At 44.7% G+C, this 24602-nt stretch carries 22 protein-coding genes; 15 read left to right on the top strand and 7 right to left on the bottom strand.

Annotated elements, in window-relative coordinates:
* Window positions 1-13 precede the first annotated feature (13 nt).
* From DOE51_RS02175 to DOE51_RS02165, 3 genes are all read right to left on the bottom strand, one after another.
* Window positions 14-787: an SDR family NAD(P)-dependent oxidoreductase gene (locus tag DOE51_RS02175; RefSeq protein ID WP_142694957.1), complete on the bottom strand. Its 774-nt coding sequence runs from the start codon at window positions 785-787 to the stop codon at window positions 14-16.
* A 118-nt stretch (window positions 788-905) separates the two neighbouring features.
* Entirely contained in the window at window positions 906-2087 is a 1182-nt protein-coding gene (locus tag DOE51_RS02170) for an acetyl-CoA C-acetyltransferase (RefSeq protein WP_142694956.1), read from the bottom strand.
* Window positions 2088-2106: 19 nt separating this feature from the next.
* Window positions 2107-2523 (bottom strand): hypothetical protein, encoded by a 417-nt coding sequence (locus DOE51_RS02165; protein ID WP_246845271.1) that lies wholly within the window; start codon window positions 2521-2523, stop codon window positions 2107-2109.
* Between the two features lie 496 nt (window positions 2524-3019).
* Between DOE51_RS02165 and DOE51_RS02160 the strand changes: the two genes are divergently transcribed.
* Window positions 3020-5287 carry a hypothetical protein gene (locus DOE51_RS02160; protein ID WP_246845269.1) on the top strand — a complete coding sequence of 756 codons (2268 nt, stop codon included), beginning with the start codon at window positions 3020-3022 and terminating at the stop codon, window positions 5285-5287.
* A gap of 6 nt (window positions 5288-5293) precedes the next feature.
* Here DOE51_RS02160 and DOE51_RS02155 read toward each other — a convergent pair whose 3' ends face one another.
* From DOE51_RS02155 to DOE51_RS02145, 3 genes are all read right to left on the bottom strand, one after another.
* A complete protein-coding gene (locus DOE51_RS02155; protein ID WP_142694955.1) occupies window positions 5294-5905 on the bottom strand; it encodes a hypothetical protein in 612 nt (203 codons plus the stop codon).
* A 68-nt stretch (window positions 5906-5973) separates the two neighbouring features.
* The gene (locus tag DOE51_RS02150; protein WP_246845268.1) at window positions 5974-6948 is read right to left on the bottom strand and encodes a M23 family metallopeptidase; all 975 of its coding nucleotides are present in this window, start codon (window positions 6946-6948) and stop codon (window positions 5974-5976) included.
* A gap of 57 nt (window positions 6949-7005) precedes the next feature.
* On the bottom strand, window positions 7006-7731 hold the full coding sequence (locus DOE51_RS02145) for a Stp1/IreP family PP2C-type Ser/Thr phosphatase (protein ID WP_168196372.1): 726 nt from the start codon (window positions 7729-7731) through the stop codon (window positions 7006-7008).
* A 132-nt stretch (window positions 7732-7863) separates the two neighbouring features.
* On the opposite strand from DOE51_RS02145, the gene DOE51_RS02140 reads away from it, so the two are divergent.
* The 9 genes from DOE51_RS02140 to DOE51_RS02100 all read left to right on the top strand — a co-directional run bounded on the left by DOE51_RS02140 (window position 7864) and on the right by DOE51_RS02100 (window position 20191).
* Window positions 7864-8838, top strand: a complete 975-nt coding sequence (locus tag DOE51_RS02140) for a TonB family protein (protein ID WP_142694953.1) — start codon at window positions 7864-7866, stop codon at window positions 8836-8838.
* Window positions 8838-9491 (top strand): CDP-alcohol phosphatidyltransferase family protein, encoded by a 654-nt coding sequence (locus DOE51_RS02135; protein WP_142694952.1) that lies wholly within the window; start codon window positions 8838-8840, stop codon window positions 9489-9491. The genes DOE51_RS02140 and DOE51_RS02135 overlap by 1 nt, the downstream gene beginning before the upstream one ends.
* Window position 9492: 1 nt before the next feature.
* Window positions 9493-10512 carry a phosphatidate cytidylyltransferase gene (locus tag DOE51_RS02130; protein ID WP_142694951.1) on the top strand — a complete coding sequence of 340 codons (1020 nt, stop codon included), beginning with the start codon at window positions 9493-9495 and terminating at the stop codon, window positions 10510-10512.
* A 9-nt stretch (window positions 10513-10521) separates the two neighbouring features.
* On the top strand, window positions 10522-11157 hold the full coding sequence (locus tag DOE51_RS02125; RefSeq protein WP_142694950.1) for a hypothetical protein: 636 nt from the start codon (window positions 10522-10524) through the stop codon (window positions 11155-11157).
* On the top strand, window positions 11154-13130 hold the full coding sequence (locus tag DOE51_RS02120) for an aminotransferase class V-fold PLP-dependent enzyme (RefSeq protein ID WP_142694949.1): 1977 nt from the start codon (window positions 11154-11156) through the stop codon (window positions 13128-13130). The genes DOE51_RS02125 and DOE51_RS02120 overlap by 4 nt, the downstream gene beginning before the upstream one ends.
* A gap of 155 nt (window positions 13131-13285) precedes the next feature.
* The gene (locus DOE51_RS02115; RefSeq protein WP_142694948.1) at window positions 13286-14371 is read left to right on the top strand and encodes a hypothetical protein; all 1086 of its coding nucleotides are present in this window, start codon (window positions 13286-13288) and stop codon (window positions 14369-14371) included.
* Between the two features lie 153 nt (window positions 14372-14524).
* Window positions 14525-16009, top strand: a complete 1485-nt coding sequence (locus DOE51_RS02110) for an NAD(P)/FAD-dependent oxidoreductase (RefSeq protein WP_142694947.1) — start codon at window positions 14525-14527, stop codon at window positions 16007-16009.
* Window positions 16010-16045: 36 nt separating this feature from the next.
* The gene (locus tag DOE51_RS02105; protein WP_142694946.1) at window positions 16046-17101 is read left to right on the top strand and encodes an alkaline phosphatase family protein; all 1056 of its coding nucleotides are present in this window, start codon (window positions 16046-16048) and stop codon (window positions 17099-17101) included.
* 276 nt (window positions 17102-17377) lie between these two features.
* Complete coding sequence (locus DOE51_RS02100; RefSeq protein ID WP_246845266.1) at window positions 17378-20191, top strand: pyruvate dehydrogenase; 2814 nt, start codon at window positions 17378-17380, stop codon at window positions 20189-20191.
* A gap of 56 nt (window positions 20192-20247) precedes the next feature.
* On the opposite strand, the gene DOE51_RS02095 is transcribed toward DOE51_RS02100, so the two are convergent.
* Complete coding sequence (locus DOE51_RS02095) at window positions 20248-20646, bottom strand: hypothetical protein (RefSeq protein WP_142694945.1); 399 nt, start codon at window positions 20644-20646, stop codon at window positions 20248-20250.
* Window positions 20647-20813: 167 nt separating this feature from the next.
* Here DOE51_RS02095 and DOE51_RS02090 point away from each other — a divergent pair, with 167 nt between their 5' ends.
* The 5 genes from DOE51_RS02090 (at window position 20814) to DOE51_RS02070 (ending at window position 24588) form a co-directional block, all read left to right on the top strand.
* Entirely contained in the window at window positions 20814-21617 is an 804-nt protein-coding gene (locus tag DOE51_RS02090; RefSeq protein ID WP_246845264.1) for a hypothetical protein, read from the top strand.
* 65 nt (window positions 21618-21682) lie between these two features.
* Window positions 21683-22702: a hypothetical protein gene (locus tag DOE51_RS02085; RefSeq protein WP_142694944.1), complete on the top strand. Its 1020-nt coding sequence runs from the start codon at window positions 21683-21685 to the stop codon at window positions 22700-22702.
* A 13-nt stretch (window positions 22703-22715) separates the two neighbouring features.
* A complete protein-coding gene (locus tag DOE51_RS02080; RefSeq protein WP_142694943.1) occupies window positions 22716-23156 on the top strand; it encodes a hypothetical protein in 441 nt (146 codons plus the stop codon).
* Between the two features lie 48 nt (window positions 23157-23204).
* A complete protein-coding gene (locus DOE51_RS19390) occupies window positions 23205-23705 on the top strand; it encodes a methylated-DNA--[protein]-cysteine S-methyltransferase (RefSeq protein ID WP_142694942.1) in 501 nt (166 codons plus the stop codon).
* A gap of 226 nt (window positions 23706-23931) precedes the next feature.
* A complete protein-coding gene (locus DOE51_RS02070; RefSeq protein WP_142694941.1) occupies window positions 23932-24588 on the top strand; it encodes a recA protein in 657 nt (218 codons plus the stop codon).
* Window positions 24589-24602: the final 14 nt, after the last annotated feature.

The following is a 24602-nucleotide window of genomic DNA, read 5'->3' as shown; positions in this document are numbered from 1 at the left end:
ACATCCCTTAAACTTAAGAAAGAGCGAACTTCTGTCCATTCATAGTCGCACCCATTGGGCTCACCATGAAGGCGATTGTTTGTGAAATCTTATCTGCCTCTGTGATTTTCAAAGATGGATCAATGGCTTTCATTTTTTCCATCGCTTCTTTGATCGATTTCGATTCCGGGTCGTGAGCTAAGATGTATTCTTCAGTCAGCGCCACGGTCATCGCATTCACAGTCACATTGAATTCACTTGTTTGTTTCGCTAAAGCTTGGGCGAATTGCACAAGACCCGAACGCACAGCTTGAGCTGCGATATCTTCTTTTATTTTTGCAACGGGTGATTCATTCAACAAATAAACCACACGGCCTTTTTTACGACTTTTCAAATAAGCCATCACACTTTGAGTTAGCATCATCGGCAATTTCAAATGCTTGTCGATCAAGCCATCGAAGTTTTCAATGGAACCATCAAATTTCATAGGTGTCGGCTGTTGAATCATCAAAGCGTCGATGTAGATATCCAAGCCACCGAAAGTTTGTGCGGCTCTGCCGACAGCGTCTTTCACTTGTTCAGGAGTTTTAAATTCACCTTGAATCACCATGGCGCGACCGTACTTGTCGTTGATTTCGCGCTGATCGTTGATTTGATTTGTGAAAGCTGAGGCAACGGATTTATCCGTATCTAAGATCACACAGTCAGCACCTAATCTTGTCAGACTCATTACGATACTTGAAACAGTTGTCGTCATTGGGCCAGCAATCAGGGCTACTCTTTGATGTAAATTTAATCCGTTTTCCATGTCGTCCTTAACTCAAAAAAAGAAAGTTGCGGCAGTCATGCTTAACCGCCGCGAGCAGACACTCCTACTCCGGCGAAGCCGGAGTGCAGACCTTACTCCGGCAACGCCGGAGTGCAGATCAGAGTCTTTCGATAATAACAGCGATACCTTGACCGCCACCGATGCACGCAGAACCCAAAGCGTATTTCGCGCCTCTGCGGTGAAGCTCATAAACCAAGTGGTTCATGATGCGAGTGCCAGAAGCACCCAATGGATGTCCTACGGCGATCGCGCCACCATTGACGTTTGTTTTTTCTGGATTCAAACCAAGTTCTTTTTCAACAGCAAGATATTGCGCCGCGAATGCTTCATTCACTTCAACAAGATCCATTTGTTCCAATTTCAAACCGGCCTTTTCCAACGCTTTACGAGCAGCGCCCGCAGGGCCGATACCCATGATCGTTGGATCACAACCCACAGACGCATAACTTACGATGCGCGCAAGTGGTTTCATGCCCAACTCTTTGGCTTTGCTTTCGCTCATCAACAATGAACAAGCAGCACCGTCCACAATACCAGAAGAACCGGCAGCAGTGACAATGCCGTCTTTTTTGAAGACTGGTTTCATCGTTGCTAGTTTTTCCAAAGTCACATCTGGTTTTGGATGTTCATCTTTTTCTACAACCACAGGACCTTTGCGAGTTTCAACAGTCACTGGAGTGATCTCTTGCGCGAAGTAACCTTTTTGTGCGGCTGCGTGATAACGCTGTTGTGAACGGATCGAGAATTGATCGGCTTGTTCACGAGTGATGTTGTATTTCACTGCCAAGTTTTCAGCTGTAATTGCCATCGGTGTTTTCGCATAAGAATCCGTCAATGCACCTGTCATCATGTCTTCAAGTTCGAAGTTACCCATGCGCATGCCATCGAAACGAACTTTACGAGCAACGTAAGGAATCAAAGACATTTGCTCAACACCACCAGCAAGAACTGCTGTGGCTTCACCGGTTTGAATCATTTGAACTGCATTGACCCATGATTGGAAACCAGAACCGCACAAACGATTCACGCCCAATGCACCAACACCAACCGGTACACCTGTTTTCAAACCAATATGTCTTGGAAGATAAGCTGCGTCTGCAGAAGATTGAACAACGTTACCAAAAACAACGTGATCAATTTTGTCAGCCGATAGACCGGCTTGTTCTAGAGTTGCTTTAGCGGCAGCAACGCCTAGATCAGTTCCTGATACATCCTTTAGAGATCCGCCGAATGCTCCAAAGGGAGTTCTTTTTCCAGAGATAAATACGATATTTTCCATGTCCTAAGGGTAGGACTGATTACCACTGCCAGGCAAGGCCAATCATTGATAGACCTTGTTCTTTATTTCCTTTGTGGCTTAGAACGAGTTCTTTATCAGAGAAGAGCTTCTCTTTGAATGAAACGTCAGTGGCTGCGGCCTTTGCGTCATAATTGATCGCTGCCTTCATCCAGCCCGTGTATTCGAGTTTCGCTAATGCTTGAAATGCTTCGATGCGGAATGAGAATTTATGTGTGACACCTTCAGCTGAATCCGCTGGAACAATTACGTCAGTTTTCAATTTTTCCTGAGTTTCATCAACAGCTCGACCCAGCAAACTAGATTTAACTGCCGGGGAATTGAACCACACGTTAAAACTCTTATCGGCAATACGATACATCATCGTTGAAGTTGAAGAGCCTGGAACAGAAGAATCGCAAGGAACAAACTTAGCCATATCCTTAGAGGTAAAAGTGGGCGTCACGTTATCCACCGGGATAACAAGAGGTTTTGTGTCAGCAAGAGACACCTTCGCCTTGCACTTCGGGCAAATTAGAAGACCACCAATGAATAATAAAAAGCATGAAATAAAAAATCTCATACCATAACTCATTTCAAGTACTGTTCCAGCCAAAGCACCTCTTCACCACTTAAATTGGAATTCATAACCAATATAAAAAGGAATCTTCAGAAAACAGTCATTCGGTGCCCAATGCGAATTCGATTGACGATAATTCGACACTGCTTGCTGATCCTTAGACAGTTCACTGTCTCAAGATGAGATCAGTGCAAGCATCCACTTTGCACTCCTACACAATTGATAAAACGAGATCTGCAAAAGCACGGATTCTATTCAGTCATTTCAACAACTTGGAATGACAAAGAGGGATTGAATGCCTCATTTTGGCGCGCGCAAACAGTTACTCGTCGCAAAGTTAGACAGTGGAGTATCCATGAAAAAGAGTTCGATCTCTAAAAAAGCAATCTTGATGGCGCTATCATTTACGGTAGGCGCGCAGATGCCCGTTTCGGCGTTCGCTAAAAATCGCGCACATCAAAGCGGTGGTTCTCAATCACAACAACAAAGTGTTGATGACCTTTTCCCTGTCGATCTTTTCAATGATACTTCATCAAGCGACACGGCAACCGCAGACAGTTCCGATACAAGCGACACAGGCTTAGGAGTTTCATTTCCAGAGCTAAATGTTGGTGGCAATGGCTCAGGCTCTGGTTCTCGTAGTGGTCAGCAAAAACGCACTGGCAATGGCAGTTCTTCTTCAAGCACGACAACTCGTCCTGGCCAACAACAACCACAACGTATGTCGCCAGCGACGGTGCCAGACGCCTACGCGTGCCCATTGTTTGAAAATAGACCTCATGCCGAGTTGATTTCTGCCGTCGATGCTTTGACTAAAGAAGTTCGTGCATCACAAGAATGTAGTGACGATACAAACGTCAAATCGTTGCAAGATAGTGGTAAGACAATCAAAGACAATATCACAACATTGCAAACGATCATGGATACCCAAGATCCAACACAAGTAAATACGGCGCAGATCGATCAATCAATGACGACGGCATTGCAAGCGGTTTCAAGCATCGGTGAAGTTCTGAATAATAACGTCTTCTTAAATTCAAAATGCGGTCGTCAAACTATGTCGACGGGTAAAGCTTTGATTGCGTTGAATGACGTGATCAATGGTATCGCTCCTTATGCGTTGTTCGCAGTATCAATGAATGCAGCCCTTGCGCCAGCATTGCCTTTCGTAATTGGTGGCGTGGTTGCGACTTCTGGTATCTCGGCATTGGCGAAAATGATCAATGCAAACACTTTGGATATGGAAAATCCAGAGCATCGCAAAGCCGTTTTGCAAAACACTTGTCAATTCACGAAAGTGGCGAAAAAAGTTCGCTTCATGCAGCTTGCCCAAAGTGGCAAGATCGACAAGATCACGCAAGAGCTTGAAAAAGACGTAACAATGTACAAACAAAACTTCGCAAAACCTTCTGCGGAGCTTTATTCGTTGTTGAAATATAAAGACACAGCGACAAAACAAATCACTGAAGTTCAAAAACAATTGGCTAGCGACCAAACGGATCTTGCAACAATTGACGGCCAAGTGAATTCCAATAATGACGACATGATGGTTTGTACATTGGCGCAAGAACTTGTGAACTGGTCACAAGATGGAACGTCCTTCCCAGCTTCTGTATTTAACAACCTGTCAGCGGCAAGCGCCCAAAACAATAAATCGCAACGTTTGCAAGCAATGACGATGAAGTCGCTTCACCAAGCTTCTATCAAGCGCATTTCTGAAACAGCTCCACAAGCTTCGGAAAGTGACAACGCTTTGAAATCATGTGCGCAAGCAGGTCGCTCGTGGATTGCTGGCATTCGCCAATCAATCACAGCAACGGCGGCAATCATTGGCCAAAACAAAATCGCTTTGGAAAATGAATTGAACCAAAATATGGAATACCGTTCTTGGAAAGCTCAATACAGCCGCATCCAAGTACAACAAGTGACTGTTCAACGTGTTGAAAAAGCGATGCAAGAGCTTTCTAAAGACAATTCCATCATCGATCGTTCTGAACTTGCACAACGTATGGTGATCTTGAAAGCTGGTTTGTTCGGCGCAAATAAATTCTGGAGCTTAGGCAAGTCGCCGGTGCTTGCTTGGATTGAACATACAAGAACGATGCACTCTCAATCGATTTCCGCATTCTTGATTGGTTTGAAAGCGGTGAAGTCAGGTTCTTGGAGTTTAACAGGAACAGGCCAAGGTAAAAACGTGATCATCACTCCGGGGGGTGGCATGTACTCTGATCCTGTGAAACAAGCGCAAGATGCGAAAATCATGAACACCCTTGCGAATTTCACACTCGACAATTTGCCGTTGGGTTCTCGTGAAAACGAAATCGCCTGCCAACAACTTGAAGGTGCATGGCTTGATTGGAGTGCAGCGATGGATCACCTTGGTGCGATCCAATTCTTCTGCGATATGATTGATCCGGTTCTTGACGTGAAAATGGATTCTTCAGTTGTGGCAGCTTGCCGCGGTGTCGGCCAATTGAACGGTCGCATGCAATCTGAATCAATCGTGAATCAACAAAAAAATATTTTGATCAGCAAGGGCTATCACAATGAAGCTGCACTTGTAAGCCGCAAGCTTAAAGAATTGCAGTGTCCACTTCCAGCTGTATCGGTCATGAATCAGTAGTCCGTTTTATGGCATCACAGTGACTAAGTCGGAGTTGACTCGTGCAACTTCGACGATGTCATCCTTCGTAAGTGCTGATTGATTCGAACGAATCACCACTTGCACCCCGACATCTACCAAAGATTTTAAATCGTCTTTAGTGACCGCCGAATTCACGTTATAGACAAAAGATTTCGCACGAGCGATGTCACGCAAATCAAAAGTACTTAACCCTGCAGTTGCACTGATAATCACCAGCTGCGCCCCGGCTTTAGCGATATCAATCAAATACTCTTTTGGAATTCTGGTTGAGTCGACGTACAAAACGTAACTTCCCGTTTTGGCCAAATCCATCAGATCTTCGCGAGTGTAATTGGTTTTCGCGATGGAAATTCCCAACTGAATATTTTTATTTTTTAAAAGCTCTTGCGTATCAAGCTTATTGGTTAAGCCCAATTGATTTTGACAATAAGTGACTTTGGAAACTTTTGCGATATCGGCAATATCACCGCTTGAAACCGTACCACTGTCACCGTTCAAACATTCAGAAAATTGTGGAGGAAGTGCCGCCATACTTGGCAGTGAAAAACACGTCATTAGCGCGAATAAAAGTGAAGAAGTAAATCCTAGAACTTTCATAATTGCCTCCACTGATGTCTCCATTCAGTTTAGGCCTTTGCAGAAAAGTTCAAACTTATATTAACGTGTTATTCGTCAAGGATGTAGTTGATTGGATCGACTGGAGTTCCGTTGATACGAACTTCATAGTGAAGATGCGGACCCGTCGAACGACCTGTGTTACCTACCGCACCCAAAACGTCCCATTTATTAATACGCTGACCCACCTGAACGTAGATCTGCGACATGTGACCGAAACGAGTGCTAACGCCGTAACCGTGATCGATACTAACAAGCTTACCGTAACCTTCATCGTAACTCGCGAACGTCACGACACCATCTGCTGGCGCATACACCGGTGAACCTGGAGCTGCCGCGATATCAAGACCCGCATGCAGAACGGATTTACCCGAAAACGGCGAAGTTCTGTAACCGAAACGTGACGTCAACCAACCTTTAGCTGGCTTGATGTTTGGTGTGGCAGAAAGCAAACTTTGTCTTTCTGAAAGACCTTCCCACAAATCGATAACACTTTGTTCTTTAAGTTGAGTTTCTTTAACGGCTTTATCGATACGCACAACCAGTGAAGCGTAATCTTTGTCCGTCGTTTCATTTGCCAACTCACCCGTTTGATCGTTCAAAGGCTTTTTATTAGCAAACACTTGATCTTGTTCCGTTAAAGCTTCGCCGTCTGCACGTTGCTCCATCGGTTCGTACTCTTCAACCTGCTGACCCGCAGCTGGTTTTGGTCCCATCGTCAACTTCGTGATACGGTCATCCGAATCGACGTTCGTGATCAATTTCAATTTCGTTGTGAATGTTTTTACGCGCTCTAAAGAATTCTCAAGCGCACTGACTTTACTTTCCACGATTTGGAATTGTTTGATCAATTGAGCGTTTTCAACTTTCAAACGCTTATTTTCCATCGCTTGCAAAAGCAAACCGAAGTAATCGACCATACCGGCAGCAAAAATGACGATCACGATCGCAGAAATAAAAGAAATCGCCTTTAGCCAAGCGGCTGATAGAACAATCTTACGAGTTTTACCCGTTTGATTGCTCACAACAAATAAGGTGACTTTCTTTTTCTCCAAAACCTGGGATCCCTTCTCTCTCGCTGCTTATTCGTAGAAGTGTAAAAGCATAACTGTGACGTTGTCGTCACCACCATTAGCCAGGGCTTGTTCTACACAGGCTTTGACCGCTTTGTCAGGTGTATTTTGATTTAAAATCTCAGAAATTCTTTGATCGGGAACTAATCCTGAAAGTCCATCGGAACACATCAAGAAAATTTCGCCTGGAGCCACTTCTCTCTCGATGATATCGGGATAAACATCGCGCTCGTAGCCGACACTTCGTGTGATCACGTTACGTCCGACAAATTGCATCACTTGTTCTTCACTCATGACACCGGCGCGCAATTGCTCGTTGATCAAAGAATGATCTTCAGTCACTTGCCACAAATTTGGTTTCTTAAATAGGTAGCAACGCGAATCACCGACGTTACCGATGTAAAGATGACGACCACGAATGTGCGCCATCACCATCGTTGTGCCCATGCCTGCAAGCTCGGGACGCTCATTAGCAGCTTTATCAAAAATACGCTTTGATGCTTCTTCGTAACTCAACTGCAGAAGTTCGCGTGGTGATTTTTTCATGGCATCTGGTTGCAGCATGATTTCTTCAACCGTCTCGACAGCCATACTGGACGCCACTTCCCCGCCGGAGTGACCTCCCATGCCATCTGCAACAATAAAGAGGCCTAGCTCTCTATTGATCAAGCAAGAATCTTGATTGGATTCACGTCGGAGGCCTTTATCTGTCAGGTACCAAGAGTCAAATTTCATAGATGTATCATTTTCACTCAAAGAATCGATAACAGTCAAAGTCCAGGCCTGGACCTCTGTCGAATCTTTAAAACCTGGCTCACCTAAAGCTCATTTTGTCGTGTCATAATACCGATAGAGAGGCGAGGTCCTATGAAAAAGTCACCGTCTTTCAAAAAGTATGTGTCCCTTTCGTTGATCGTCCACGTTGTTGTACTCGGAGGACTCTTCCTTTTTGGAGAGCTGGATAAATTAAAACCCAAAGAGCAAAGCGTGAGTATCGATCTTCTTACGCCTGAAGATATGGCTAAGCTTGCTGCTGCCCAAAAACTTCAGGAGCAAAGATCACAACTTAATCCTGCTAATCAAATCGTTGAACAGAATGAAAACTCTGTGAACGAAAAAGAGCCCGTGGATTCTCGTTTCTTGAGCGCTAAAAACCAAGTCGTTACCAAACAGACTATTGCTGTGGATAAAGGCCAATTTCAAAACTTGAAAAAAGCCGCCCCACCAAAATCAGGTCCTAAAGGTGATGGCAAAGTGAAAGAACAAGCGAAGGAATCGACAGAGGCTACTCACGAGCGTGTGGCTAAAGATTTATTCAAAAGTTTTGATCCTAGTGAAGCATTAGAACGCCAGAAAAAACGTGACCAAGCCCAAGCTGCTAAAGAAGCAGGCCAAGGTCTAGGTAATGGTGACGGTTCTGAAGTTGCGAAAGACGGTGCGGATGCAAGCCGCACAAACGATTATATTAAAGATGTCGATCAGGGACTTGAAACGATGCTGAATACGCGCGAGTTCAAGTATTACTCTTACTATAATCGTATTCGCAGACAATTGGCCCAACACTGGGAAGGCCGTGTTCGCGATAAACTTTCCAAAATGTTTAAAGAGGGTCGTAATCCTGCTTCCACAGGACAAGACCGCGTCACTAAATTGATGATCGTATTGAATGACAAAGGAACTCTAGTTCGTGTGCAAGTCCTTATGGATTCAGGTGTTCAAGATTTGGATGATGCTGCCATCGATGCATTCCGTGCAGCTGCTCCGTTCCCTAATCCTCCAAAAGGAATTATTGAAGGAGACGGTACAGTGAAAATTCGCTGGGACTTCGTTTTAGAAAGCTAATGTTATATTCCCTGAAAGCCAGATTTCAACAACTGGCAAATTCATTTGCGTTTTCAGGAATGACCGCCAACCATGCAAGCTTGCTGGGTTGGCTTTTCGTATTTCTATCGACGGCTGCTCTGTATAGTGGCTTTCGCAATTTAAATCCTGAGAATATTCAAACAGCTTGGCCTTTACTCGCATTTCCAGCTCTGGTTTTGTTTCGTTTAGTGTTTAACGCATTAGATGGAATGATTGCCAGAGCACAAAATCGCGCCACTCCGATGGGCGAAGTTCTGAATGAACTTGGCGATATCTGGGGTGATACGATCACTTATGGTTCGCTCTTCTTCATTCCTTACGTTAATGGTCTTTATCTTGCGATCTTTATCGTGTGCTGTTGGTTTGCAGAGTTCACGGGCTTATTAGGCCGCGCACTTCCCGGCCACATTCGCAGACAAGAATCTATTTTAGGTGGAAAGCCCGAGCGCAGTTTGTGGTTCTGCCTTTTTGCCATTTGCTGTTTCTTCAGACCGATGAGTGCTTTTTATATAAATCACTTCATCATGGCGTTATCGGTACTGACGTTCTTAACTGGTTTATTTAGAATTTATAAAATAAAAAAACAAACACAAGGGCTTAGCTACCAATCACACACTTTGTACGGCAGGTAAGATGTTTCAGATTGCTTTCTTTGTGGTCGCAAATGGGCTTGCACTATATCAATTCGGCAGCACGGGACAAAACGCGCTTCTGATTTTCTTTTTAATCTGTATCGCTCTTTTGACTTTCTTTTCCGTGCTTATCACACGTCTAGAAAAGAAAGGCCACAAGAGTGCCCATGAACTCATGGCTCGCACCCTAACATTTTGGTGGATGTTGTCACTATTCGGCATCGCCTTGGTTTTACATCCCTCTGTTTTAGCGGCATTGCTTGCGTGCGGAAGTTTACTATCTTTGGCTGAATATCACAGCCTGGTTTTCCCGGAAGAAAAGTCTCTTGGGAAAATTGTCGCTGATCCTTATTTTCAGTTTCCCGCTTTGGCGTGCATTGCGAATTACGTTCTTTTGTATTTCGGCTTAGAAAATGAGTTCTTTGCTTTCAGTGCCACTTTCGTTGGCGTGCTAATGCCATTATTTTACGTAATGAAAAATCAAACCAGCGGCAAGGCCACTTCCCTATCGGCACTTAGCTTAGGTTTTAGTTTCTTTGCGGTCCTTTTGCCGTTGTCATTTGCATTCTATAAATTAGAAGCGTACGCCTTCCTATTGATCGTGTTCTTAACTGAAATTCGCGATTTGATTTCTTACTGGGTGGGAAAAGCGTTCAGTAAAACCCCAGTGAACGATACACCACTAAGCCGTATGGTTCACAAAAAAGTCGCAGCCCAAGTCAGTCCGCAAAAAACTTGGTGGGTTGGAGTTTTAAGTACATTCGCTCTTTTAATTTTGGGTTTACCACTTAGCTATTCTGTTTTTCATCTTGAAGGCTTGGGCTTTTTCAAAATATTCCTGATGATTGTAACAACTGGCATCTTAGGTTTGTATGGTGATCTGGCATTTTCATTGATCAAACGAATTCACGGTCAAAAAGATTCCGGCACCTGGTTACCGGGAGGATCGGGCATCATCGACCGCATCGATGCACTCGTATTCACGGTACCCGTCGCCTATTTCATACTTAAATTTTTGTAGGAGCGTTTCATGGACGTAGGACTTTATTTATTAAAATATCCGTTTCGCAAAGTGATTAGTTTCTTAATTCCTGCTTGCGAAAACGTTGACCCAAATAAAATCAGTTATGCTTTGTTACCCGTGGGTGTCGCAATGGCGTGGTGCTATTACTATGCCTTATCTGGCGGACACAAAATTTTCTTTATTATTGGTGGACTGCTTGGAATCCTGCGAATGATCGTCGCAACGCTAGACGGACTTGTTGCAGTTCACTACAACAAGTCCTCGGTAAAAGGGGATATCTTAAATAGAATTACTCCTGAACTTTGTGATTTGATGTTGATCCCTACACTTGTGGTCATGAAGGGGATTTATCCTCTGGGTGTCTTCGTGATGCTATTTGCCTGGGCTGTTCCTTTCTTTGGATTGTTCGGCGCTCCTTCCGGATTAGCCGTTCAAAGTGTAGGACCCGTTGGACAAACAGATCGGTTAGCAGCGTTGATGCTTCTTTCACTTTTTCAGTATTTTAGCTTGGAATTTCATTGGGGCATCGACTTCATACTTTATTTCTTCTATTGGGTAATCATCGGCGGAACGATCACTTTGATCTTACGTTACACGCGCGTGTACAAAGAAGCCGGCAGAAAAGATCGAGGCCAAGCATGAGCAACGATCAAGCGATTTTAGATTTGCGCAATCAATTGCCCTTCTTGAAAGGGCAATGCTTTTTAAATTATGCCGCAACTTGCCCGGTTCCCACATCCAGCATTCAAGCGATGCAAGAAGAAATCGGCTTGATGCAAGAACCTTTGGGGAAACATTTCTATCAAAGCCTCAACAAAGTAGAAATGATCCGCAAAGAACTTGCTGCCTTCCTTGGCGCCCACGCCGGTGAAATCGCATTCGTACAAAATACCTCTAGTGCAGTCAGCACCATTGCCCTTGCTCTGAACCTACAAGAAGGTGATAAAGTTCTAGTTCCCGACAATGAATTCCCTTCGAACTATTATCCGTGGAAGAACTTGCAACGCTTCGGTGTTGAACTTGTTCCTTTTACTATTAAGAAAGATCAAACGATCACAGAAGCATTAAGTTCGCTGGATCTTTCTAATGTCAAAGTTATTAGCATCAGTGCTGTTAGTTTTGAAACGGGCAAACGTATTGATTTAAAAGAGTTCGCTAACTTCTGTCGTAAAAATAAAATCTATTCATGCGTCGACGCGATTCAAGCCATCGGCAACTCCCCTATTCACTGTCATGATATGGGTTTTGATTTCTTAGCTTCCGGTTCACAAAAATGGTTGCTGGGTTCTGTAGGGGCAGGCTTTATCTATGCCCGCAAAGAACTTTTGGAAACTCTTTTCGTTCCGATGGTGGGCTGGACAAGCCATCGCTATCCTGAATATTTTGATTTAACAAAGCTAGAATTCTCGAACGAAATGACCCGCTTCGAACCAGGACTTCCCAATTATATTCCAATTCTGGGAATGGGAACTTCGTTAAAACTTTTCCAAAAGTTTGGTATTGAAGAAATTTATACGCGCCTGCAAACGCACTTAAAGTTTTTACGTGAGCAGCTAAAAGCTTTGAATCTAGAACTCATGACCGGCGAAAAAGATCTTTCTGCGGGCATTATCTGTTTTAAAATTCCACAAAAAGTCGATCACCGCAAAGTGCACGAGTTCTTTGATAAAAAGAAGATCTCGGTCACCGTGCGTGGCGATTATGTGCGCGTCTCACCACATTTCTTTACTTTGCATTCAGAGCTAGAATTTTTCATCGCCGCTGTGAGTGAACTTGTGAATAAGCCACTCGCCCAACCAGTGGCGTCTCAAACGCAAGTCGCGGCTCATTCTGCTATCACTTCTTCCGAGCCCGTTATCATTAATGGTGCTACTGGAAATCTTGGTGCCCTCGTTGTGAAGCAGTTCTTATTACGCGATCAACCTTTGTTCCTTATTGGGCGAAGTGATCTAAAGATGACAAGCCTTCTACAAAATCTTTCCGACAAAGAGCGCAAACTGATCGTGGGTTCTGCCGTTGTCGATTACTCTGAAGATGGCTGGTTAGAAAAATTAAAACAACAATTACCTGCGATGAAATTCACAGGCTTGGTGAATGCCTCGGGTGGATTGACCGTCGATCTTTTAGAAAACCAGTCGCTGGAACAAATCAAAGGCATCTTTGATGCCCAATTCTTTGGGCCCTTGGTGTTGATGCAAAACTTCTTGAAAGAATGGAAAAGCAAAAAGCCACTGGGTGTTTTGAATGTCCTGTCTTCAAGCGGACGCGTCGGTTATCCCCTGCTGAGCACTTATGCCTCGTCACATGCAGCACTGTGGACTTTAACGGAATCCTTACAACGTGAAGTCGCTGGCGAAGTTCCGTTTATGGTGTACATCGCGCAAAGCCAGCATTCCCCACTGCAAAAAGATATGGGCCGAACTTCATTGCGTTATTATCAAATCGGCAAATCCTTTGATTATGCGATTCCTGAAGACGTAGCGCTCGATGTAGTGAATCAGTTTTACTCTGGCAAATCCAAGCAGGCCGAGTTCGGTTTACAAATGAAAGTGTGGATTAATGCCGTGGCTCCGGACTTCTTCAGCAAACAAGTTGCGAAGGCTTGGCGTCGCTAAAGTGTAAAGATCTTTGACGGCTGTGAACTAGTGACATAGTCATTGAGTTTTTAGAAACGCTTTGCACCGAGTAAATCGCATTAAAATTTTGATAGCCTTCAAAACCCTGATATATATGCTGAGTTCATTAACTTAGGAAGTCAGGGTTTTATAGAATGAAAAAGTCATTACTTCTTTGTGCCTTCATCGCATTAGCTGCGTGCTCGAAATCCAACGATAAAAGCTATATCCCTTCAAGTGGAAGCCCTGACGTATTCCACATCGTTGATGAAAACCTAACCGATAAAGACGCAAGCTGGACACCAGCCACTGATTGCCGCGCCAATATTGCAAAGGTTCTGTGCGAAGTTGATGACGAAAACAACGGCTCGACACTAGATAGAAAATGTCTTGGCGGTGAAGAACAGTATCTTGCAGCCGTTGAAAAAATCTACGACGCTTTTGATCCAATTACACAGGGTGCGTTTTGCCATGTTCGTCGTATCTTTATCGAAAATAAATTCTTTGCGACAGCTTATGCATCACAGGTCTTCACTCGTGATGCTGATGGCAAATACGTCCAACTTCCTGGTGGCGTGATTGGTGTTAGAAAAACATTGCTTACGAAAGCGCCGGCATATGCACCATGGGCTTCTTGGAAAGAACAACAAAACTTCGCCCGCGTTGGCGAGTTAGAAACTCCTCTAGCATTTCCGCGCTATCAAGCTTCCGACGAATTGCCGTTGCTAGAATACGCCTTGGTGCACGAAGTAGGACATCTTCTGGATTTCGCAAATCAACTGAATAACTATCACAACACCCTTGATTGTGACATGAACGACATCCACTCTGCAGAAGAATACATGGAGAAATGTAAGCCTGTATTCGCAGAGGGTTCTTGGGGTTCATTCGACTGGGCTACGCCGTTCAACGTAAAAACAGAAAAAGACTACACGTTAAGAAGTAAGTTGTGCTTCTACGAATGCAAAGAAGTGATGAATCCAGAAACGGACGTTCTGCCTCTTTATACTGGTTTTTCAAAATCAACTTTTGCATCTACATATGGATCGACAAATCCAATGGATGACTTCGCAGAAGCCTGGGCGGCTCGTTGGATCTTGCAGACCAAGAAACAAAACATCGTTATTAAGGCATCGACTGATTTCGGCGTTAGCACAGAAGAGATCTATTACTCTGAACGCTTCAAACAAAAACGCGAATACATCGAGCGCTTCGTTCAAGGGCCGATTCTTTACCCATAATTTTCGCGGCCAGTGCTCATTAAGTTTTACGGCCTTCTCAGGAACGACTTATTGTAGGAAAGCATCTAACGACTCTGCAACTTGCCCTTTGAGAATGAATGTTCGACGCTGAACACCTTCAACAATTTGAATGTGCTTCACCAAGGACACTCTATGCAACGAAGAAGATTTTTGCAGAACTCTTTGGGTTTATTAGGATCGAGTCTTTTGGCACAGCTTCCCTTGTGCGCAGTTGCCGAAGATAAAACAATCTATGATTGTATCGTTATTGGTGCCGGCCCAGCGGGGTTGACAACAGCTCGCAACCTAGCGAACACGCGCATAAAAGGAAAATCTTTAAAAATCCTAATATTAGAGGGCAGCGCTCGTATTGGTGGGCGCATGTTCACGGATCGTTCCCTGGCAAAAGATTTTGGTTCACCTTTAGAGTTAGGTGCAGAATACATTCACGTTGCTCCCGGCCTCGCACCGATTTGGGATGAAGTTTCTCGATACAGGCTTGAGACGAAATCTTATCCAAAGCTTTTGAAAGGCTATCTGTACAACTCCGAATTCTTAGCGCCAACGCCGCATTCCCCTTTATATTCCATTGGCCATCTGAATTTTAAAATTCTTCGTTCGTACAAAATATTTAAAGACATTCAAAATTATGACGGGCCCGATATTTCTGGCGCAAAGTTTATGAAGCTTATGGGTTATGACGGTTTCCCCGCTGAATCTGCGGAAGCACTATTAACCGGTCATCTGGGCGCTCCCCTTAACGCCGTCAGCATGAAAGGCTTTCAGTACGATCACATCATTCCACAAATAAAAGGCACGCATGAGTTTTATGTACAAGGTGGCTACGATCAGATTTTGAGAGGCATGTGTAATGAAATAACCGCGGAAAAAATTTTACTTAATCATAAAGTTCAAAAACTGCGCCCAGGAAAAGACAACACCGTCGTCGTGCAAACCTCACAAGGGACATTCACTGCGAGGTCTGTTTTATCAACGGCCTCTTTAGGAATGTTGAAGTCTCACTCGATCGATTTTGGTCCTTACTGGACAACTGATAAAGACACCGCTTTGCAATTCCTGGAATCTGCCCATCAAATCAAAGTCTCGATTCGTTTTAGTAAACAGTTCTGGCCCGATGATATGTGCATGCTCAATCACCTAGAAAAATCAGAACGCAGAACAGGTCACACTTATTTTGTTCCCAATTATAAAGAGGGCGACAAACCTCCAGTATTAACCGCTCTAATAAGTGGTGATCCAGCGAAGCGCTTGTTACCAATGGCGAGCAAAGATATCGTCATGGAAGTATGCAAGGATTTAGATGTGATGTTTAAGTTGCAAAGTTCTTCATTCAAGAAAATTGTTCTGCGCAAAGATAAGTCGCTTATTTATTCGTGCAAGAAATGGATGGACGATCCTTTTGCGAAAGGTGGCATTTCGTATTTGCAAGTGCATGGATCACAGGGAAAAGTTTCAACTCAAAATGCGCGCAAGACTTTAGCACAAGAAACTCGTCCCGTGTTTTGGGCGGGTGAAGCGACTTCACTTGTGCAACAGCCCGCTTCTGTTCACGGCGCGCACTCGACCGGCCTCCGCGCATTCACAGAGATATTTAACTATCTTCAAGGAATCTCATAACCAAATAAATTTTAACTCGAACCCCAAGAGCATAAAATGAAACTCTTCATCTTTACTTTGATAACTGTATTCGCAACTGTGTCGTTCGCAAAACGTCGCGTATTAGTCATCGGGATCGATGGCGCCACCGGAAACCAACTGCACTATCGCGCGCTTATTCAAAAAAAAATGCCCGCGACCGCACAACTGATGCACGAAGGAATCTATGCTCCGTGTATCAACGACGATCATCCTGCGTATGGCGGCCACAAAGATCCGCGTTGTGCTCGCGCGCATAGTGGTCCAAAATCAGGATCAGAGTTTCAATGGCTTACCGGTCCCGGATGGCTCTCGGTTTTAACCGGCGTCGATAACAATTTGCATGGCGTGAAAGACAACAAACCAGAAAGTCTTGCAGCTTACGTGCAAGTTCGCGATCGCTATCCCACTTTCATGATGCGCGCGAAAGAGGCTGGCCTAAAAACAGCCGCAGGTGGTGTTGCCAATTTTCTGACTTCAACCGGTGACAAATCAAAACCGGGAATTCTCGACTATGAATGCGGAATCAAATCTTCATTTTGGTCGACAGTGAAAAACTCCGCGAACAGCAGTTGCAATTTGAACGTGCGCATGGCAAACGATAACAACTCTGCCTCACGTGATAAAAAATTAGCGCAATTTACTTTAAAGCAAATTCAAGACGAGCAAACGGATGTGATCATGTCTGTCTTTGATGGCGTCGATCACGCCGGTCATCGTTATGGTTTCACTTCCAACGACGGCTACCTAGCAGCCTTCAGCGAAGTCGATCGCTTGATCAAACCACTTCTTGAGGCGGTGAAATCACGCGCACAAAAAAATTCAGAAGAATGGTTGGTGATTCTGACGTCGGATCATGGCGGGCATAAAGTTTTGTTGTGGGGCCTGCATGATCAACGTGAAGGTGAAGACGATGCGATTCCCTTTATCATGGCGACTTACGGTACAAAAAAACGACTTGAATCTCTTCGTTACCCTGTCACGCACATGGATGTTCATCCGACGATTTTAGCTTTCTTGGGTCTGAAATATGGCGCAGTGAGCGGCAGAGCTCAGAGCGAAAACTCATTCTAAAAACAGCGGTTTTTCACTCTCAAAACTGAAGATTCTATTAAGGGCTCTAAGACATTTTTCAAAATATGAGCCCTTAAGAGTCGCTCGACACGAATGTTAAATACTCCTAACTAGCTGTGATCAGGACCTTTTTAAGGTTTTTCGCACCCAACACAACCCCTTTGTCCCGAATAGAGCCAGTACTCTTGCTGCGGGGTTTAAATACATGGACTCCTCCTCTGTAGAGTGCTAGTTTTCCAGCCGATAATACGACTGAAAAACTCAAGGAGAACCATCGTGGATAACTCTCAATTTAAGAATGTCAAACCTGAGGTTTTGGACGTAATCGCGAAACGCGCGCTTTACTTGTCCACTCAGATGATCTGGCAAGCCAACCATCGCTCTGATAAAGAAAAAGGCGATCCAAAAGTTGGTGGTCACCCTGCTGCTTGTGCCAGCTCGCTTCACATCATGGGTGCTTTGCACTTGTTGGTTAAAACTGGCTTCGATCACATCGCGAACAAACCGCATGCTTCACCAGTCGATCACTCATACAACTACTTGCTTGATAATTTGTTGAAGAGCGATCTTTCAAAATTAACTCAAGAACAAGCAGACCAAGCGATGCACGGTCTACGTAAATTCTCTGATGGCAGCGAATTCGTATTCCAATCATATCACTCTGCTTACGATCCTGATCATCACAACTTCTTCCCTTCTGGTACTGTAGGTATTCCACCTGTTGAAGCTGGTTACATGGCTTTGGCTTACCGTTATGCTCGCGAGCACGGTTATGAAGTTCCAGATGCTCACTTCTGGGCTGTGTGCGGTGACTCTGAATTCCGTGAGGGTTCAATGTACGAAGCCGTTCCAGACTTTGCAGAGCGTGAGTTGGGTTCATTGACTTGGATCTTGGACTACAACCGTCAATCACTTGATGGTCACCGTATCACAAATAAAGAAATCATGAACGGTACGGATGCTGACCGTGTTGAGCGCACTATGGCTGCCAACGGTTGGGAAGTTATCCAAGTACGTCACGGTTCAAAACGCCAAGCTTTGTTCGCTAAAAAAGACGGCGCTCTTTTCCAAAATTTCCTAGAGAAAGAATTGGAAGACTACGAACTTCAAGCATTGCTTCTTGTTCAAGACATGAAAGCTTTGAAAAAAGGTATCGCAAAAGAACATCCTTCTATGAAGAAGTTCTTAGACAGCATCACTGACGAAGAGTTGTTCGATGCTATCCGCGATTTCGGTGGTCATGACATGTTGGCTTTGGCTGAAGCAATGGCGAAGTCAAAACTTTCAACTCGCAAACCAACAATCATCATCGCCCACACTCTTAAAGGTTGGGGCTTGAAATCTGCAGCTCAACCGGGCAATCACTCGTCTCTTCCACAAGAAGAAGAAGTGATGGAATTGAAAGCAAAACAAGGCATCACTGGCGACAAACTTTATGAACGTCTTCCAGCAAACTCTGCTGAAGGTAAGTTCTTGGCGGCTCGTGGTGAAAAAATCTTGGGCGAAATCAAAGCGCAACATGCTTTGAAAGCGAAAAACCAAGAGTACTTCTTGAAAAAATTGACTGAGTTCGGAGAAATCCCTCAATCACTTGATATTAACACAAAAATGACAAGCTACCCTCACACGCAATGGATGTTGGGTCAGTTGACTGCGAAGTTGACTCGTATCGCGAACACTCCGCTTGATGAGAAAAAATTGGCAGACAAACAAAAGCCACTGACTGACTTGGAAAAACCATTCAAGTTGCCTGGTGAATTGTTTATCTCTATGGCTCCTGACGTTGGTACTTCAACAAACTTGAATCCAGCGATGGACGGTAAGATCTTCGGTGCGCCAGTAGTCACTGACCACGAAACAGATCTTGGCGTTAAAGACCATAAGCTTCCTGACTTGGTTCCTGGCGAAGACGTTTCAGACCGCTTCTTGCGTTTTGAAATCGCTGAAGGCAACGTTATGTCTTGCGTAGGCGCGTTTGGTAAAATGCGTGATATCGTAGGCGTACCAATCATTCCTTTGATGACGGTTTATGACTTCTTCATCAAACGTGCATTGGATCAATACTTCTACAACCTTTACTGGAAGTCTTCGTTCATTTGCGTGGGTACTCCATCAGGCGTGACTCTTTCTCCGGAAGGTGCGCAACATGGTTGGAAGTCTGACATCCAAATCCCGAACCAAATCACGTGGGAACCGTTCTTCACTCAAGAGTTGGATTGGATCATGTGCGATACAATCAAACGTCACGTTATGAACGACAATGCGGGCCGTACAGGTACGTTGCTTCGTCTAGTAACTCGTGGTGCGGAACAAAAAGACATGCTTCACTACTTGAAGAAACAAGCTCGTTTCAAATCAGGTCTTGAGGGTGCTCTAGCTCGTGCAGAATTCCCAATCACTGGCGCTGCTAACGAAGAAGAACTTGGCACAATTGAAGACGCAGCAATCTTGTCGACAATTCGTGAAGAAGTATTGCAAGGCGCATACTACTTGATCGATTACCGTGGTTACGCTGGCTATGAACCAGGTGACAACGTTGTGAACATCTTCGCGTTGGGTACAATGGTTACTGAAGGCATCAAGGCTTCTGAAGCTCTTCTTGCTCGCGGTATCTATGCAAACGTGATCGTGGTGACTTCACCTGATCTATTGGTCGGCATCCAAGCTCACGACAGCGATTATGAATATTTGAAAAACGGTTTGGGCATCAACTCAAACTTGTACTTGAGAAAAGCGGAAGAAGTTTCTACTGGCGATCTTATCACTGTAGCGGGTAAACGCGTTCCAGTGGTCAGCGTTGCTGACGGTGAAGCGGGTCTTCTAGACAATATCGGTTCTGTGATCGGTGTTCGTCAGGAAGCTTTGGGAGTTCGCAAGCACTCTAAGTGCGGTCGCCCTTCTGAAATCTACGCTTACCATGGCATCGACGCTGAATCTGTAGTTGAAGCTTGCGGTAAAGTATTGGCTGAAACAGCACTTGAAAAAGTCATCGTTTCTGAAAATGCTTTGGGCGAGACTCACCAAGCAGAAGCACGCTCTGCACACTGGACTGATTTGTGGCCGGCTAAATCGCCTGTGCACAAACACTAGACTGATCGACACTAAATAAAAAAGGGAGCTGATGAAGCTCCCTTTTTTTATTCTTTTTATTGAGTTCTTTGCTGTTCCATTCTTTGTTCATCTTGAATGCGTTGTTGATCTTGGCGCATTCGTTGAATTTCCCGCTCTTGCTCCATTCGTTGATTCTGTAAGTTCTGATCAGGAGCCCCCAACGTATTCTGCGATGTCGATGGCGCTGTTTGAATCGTAGAGCCCGGCGATTGCGTGTTAACGCCAGGACCGGTCGGTGGATTACCAAGATTTGGCGTCGTATTACTTCTACCGATTGTATTCATGTTTGAAGAACGTGGCGCCCCGACACTTCCCGAAGGGGCCGTGCTTTGTGTGCCGGGTGAACCACCGGAGCCGCTGCCGGATTGAGCCTGCGCAATCGCTGCTGAAAGACTTAGCATAAGTACTAAGGTCATAGAGCTATTTATTTTCATAATAATTCTCCTTCATTGTTGCGCATCCGTTGTTTGATCAAGCCTAGAGAATATATGCCCGGTTGTATTCATGGTTTTCGGCATAGAGCACACGTCTATACCAATGTTGATTGCAACGCACAGGCACAACCAACCTACGAACCTTGCTCCCCTTAGTGATCGACCTTATGATGAACAAGATGGATTATTCCCCGTTTAAAGACGTTAAATTACCATTCGAAGGCGAATTCTATTTATCGCGCAAAAAGAAGTATGAAGAGTTGATCTTCTTCGTGCACTTTTATGAAGGCGGCAAAAGACAATTGCTTCGTCACATCCGCATGGTTAACGATCTGGGGTTTGATGCCTTTGCGTTTCAACTGCAAGGCACAGCGAAAGATCTGTGGAAGAAACTGCCGATCAGTTCGGACAATCACTTTGGCGTAAAACATTTGTATGCCGATCAAATTGAAAAATTGCTGAACGAAGTTCCCGGCAAAAAAATCATTTACGCTTTTTCAAATCCTTCAGCGGCTGCGATTGAAGCGATGGCACGTCGTCATTGTTCGGACACAGTCGCTTTGATCTGTGACAGTGGGCCGACGGCGCGCTTTATTCCTTCTGCTTACAACTTGTTCGCGGAAGAATACAAAGTCCGCTCGTTCTTTCTGAAAGTCGCTCTGACACCGGTGTTGAGCATTGGTTGGAGCACGCATTTGCATAAAGACATACATGCGCAACTCGATTCATTTCCTGAAGGATTTAGAATTCTTTCGATTCGCGGCTGGAAAGATAAATTAATTCCGCCCGCACACATCGATGAAGTATTTGAACCCCATCACAATTTGAATTGGAGCAAACTGTCCTTGCCTGAATCAGACCATTTGACAGGCTTGCGTGATTTTCCAAGTGAATACATTCCGGTCGTTGAAAAATTCTTAAGCGAAGTCGCGACTGCTAGTCCTGCTATGGTCGCCGAAGCACAACAGTAGATTTCCCCAGTGTAACTGGGACTTCCATGCCAATTTCTCTAGTCTGATTTCTGGAGGAACTGGCAATGCACGTTTCTAAAAAAACCATTCTTATTTTTACTGCCCTGACGACTTTTGCTTCGACATCTTTTGCGGGGTGGTTCGGTCGTGGTCGCGATAGCAATCAAGCTCCGGCAAATTATCTTTACGAACAAGAGTTTCGCAATATGGGTAAAGGCTATACGGCGTTGCTGGAAGATCTTCCTAACGACAACATTGCGATACTTCCCGCAGACCAACAACAAATGTGTCGTCAACGCTACGATGGAATTTTAAATGACGGCGTGATTGATATTCGCATAGCACTTGGTTACTTCGATTGGACGACGGGTTCGACTGTTTACAACTATGGTTATTCTCCATCAATGGATCTGGGCGGCTATGCTGCTTTAAAAGATCTCATCACTTCGCGCTGTAGCGGTAATTTGCGTATCTGCGGATTCAAACAACAGTCGGCAAATAATGCTTACGCCTTCACTCGCAATGTTACTTTATTCGGCAAGCAGTATCCGGTGCGCTTAGAGATACAATTTTCTTCGGCGACAGAATATTTCGAAAGCAACACTGGTAAATATTCGGCGCAACAGCAGGCGCGTACAGCATTCATGGAAAAATATTTTGCCGATGCCCTTCGCAATGCTGACGCCGCTTTTTATTTCGGACATTCACGCAATGGCGGCGGGCCTGACTTTGCGCCACCGCGCTTAACTAGTGCACGCAAGGTAAATTACTCGGGCTATTACGAAGTTGTACGCCCTGGCTTACAAAAAATGATGGCGGCTTTGGATTCACCGAAACAGACTAAAATTTTTGGTTTGATGTCGTGCGATTCACGCGATCACTTTTGGCGCAAACTACGTACCGCGGCCCCGCATACCGGTGTGATTACTTCAACAGCGGTTTTAAACGTGAACGAAGTTTACACGGCGATGATTGGTGCCGTCGACGCTGTTCTTCGTGGGCAATGTCAGAAATCTTTTTATAAAGAACTAAGAATGACAGATCGAAATCAGAAATTCATTACCATGGACGGAATGTTCGAATAACAAGGAGGCCATTGTGGTACAGATCGAAAGTCTTCCTCACCCGGATTACTTGAAATACCCAAAGAAACACACGCTGTGTTTTTTCAATACGAAAGAACAAGCGCAAAACGCAGCCGATGCGATTATTCGTCAGGGCTTTGACGAACAATGCATTAGCGTTTACGAAGGTGAACGTGGTTTAGAGGCGGTGGATGCTAACGGTGAAGCGCACTCTATCAAAGAAGCGTGGGCCCGTTGGGTGCAAAAATTCTTGGGCACCGGCGAATGGGACTTGGTTGCCGAAGCAGATAAAGAGCTGCGCGAAGGACACTTGCTGATGAGCGTTCTTACGGTGGATGAGCAAGATAAAGAAGACGTCGCGGATCTCATGCTTTTAAACGGCGGGCATTCGATTCGCTATATAGATCCCTTATATAATGAAGAACTGACGCCACCAACGCAGCATCCATCTTGATTTTTAAAGCATGACAGGCTATGTCTGCCTCCACACGAGGTGGCAGACATGGCAGATCTAGAGTTTAAAATTTATAAAGTTCCTTCTGAATTCGGTGAATGGCTTGCAGCGTTCGAAGCTGACGAGTTGATCTTCTTAGGTCACTACGGCACAAGCAAAACTCTTGTTCAAGACGACCTCGCAAAACTTTTCGAGCAGAACTATTCGTTCAAAGTCGGCAAATTCGAAGCGGCCAAATGGACGAAGGGAAATTTCTGGAAAACAAAACACAAAATCAAAATCCAAGGCACAGATTTCCAAATGAAAGTGTGGTTGGAGCTTCTGAAAATTCCGGCTGGAAAAACTGTCAGCTATTCTGAGCTTGCGAAAAAAATTCGCAAACCTGAAGCAGTTCGCGCGGTTGCTTCTGCCGTCGCGAAAAATCCTGTTGCATTCTACATCCCTTGCCACCGCGTTGTGGGTAAGGGTTCTTCGCTGGCTGCGAAGTTGAAGTATCACTGGGGTACAGAGTTGAAGCGCAACTTGCTTCAATCCGAAGGCGCTCTTTAATTATGAAAGCCGGTGACTAAACACCGGCTTTTTTATTTTCAGCCAATCTAAGTAAATTCACATTTTCAATGGGGCAAAATCTTAAACTGCTCCGCAATGTCATTAAGCTTAACTGCTTATATTTTAAGGGGTTTTCTCCAAACTCCCACAAAAAGGTCTAGATCCCGCACCCGCTCTTTGACTTACACATTATTTACATAGTAATTTCTATGTAAATGGAGAGCGTATGAGTATCCTTGCCCTTCCCGAATTAGCAAACATTCCGTTCGTCTCTGCAGAAAACCTTCAACCCCCTGCAGGCGTTCCAACTGGCGTGAACACCCTGGATGACTTTCTTTTATGGAAAGGCGTTCCCAAGGGGGATCTGACTTTGTTTCAAGGCAGTCCCGGCACCGGGGCGACGTCATTGTGGGTGTCGATGACCCAGAAAGCTCACGAACAAAATAAGTGGGTGGCGTGGATCAACGGTGGCGCGCAGTTGTTGCCAACTCATTTGGTCAGTCGCCAAGTGAATCTTAAAAAACTTCTGGTGGTCAAAGAGCCGCGTGAAGCCGAACAGTTATTTTGGGTTTTGCAAGAGCTGATCACAAGTTCACTGTTCGAAGTCATCGGTTGTGAATTGAAAGAGATGTTTTTTAAAAATCATCAATTGCAGAAATTAAAAAAGCTCTGCCGTTTTCACAAAGTGGCTTTGATTTTTGTGTGTCATAAAGCCATGCGCTTTGTGAATCCTCTTTTCAGTTTGGTTATTCAATTTCAAAGGGACTTCGTCACAATTCAACGCGCCCTTCACCGCCCAACCCCATTCAGCGTAGCTGGGAGTACGATCAATGCGAACTTTATGCCTCAACTTAAAAACGCCGCAAGAAAGCTCCTCGGCTGAGGCTTTTTTGGTTT

Source organism: Bdellovibrio sp. NC01 (assembly GCF_006874625.1).
Classification (GTDB): Bacteria; Bdellovibrionota; Bdellovibrionia; order Bdellovibrionales; family Bdellovibrionaceae; genus Bdellovibrio.
Note: the sequence above shows the minus strand (reverse complement) of the source record. Positions and strands in the feature narration are given on the sequence as shown.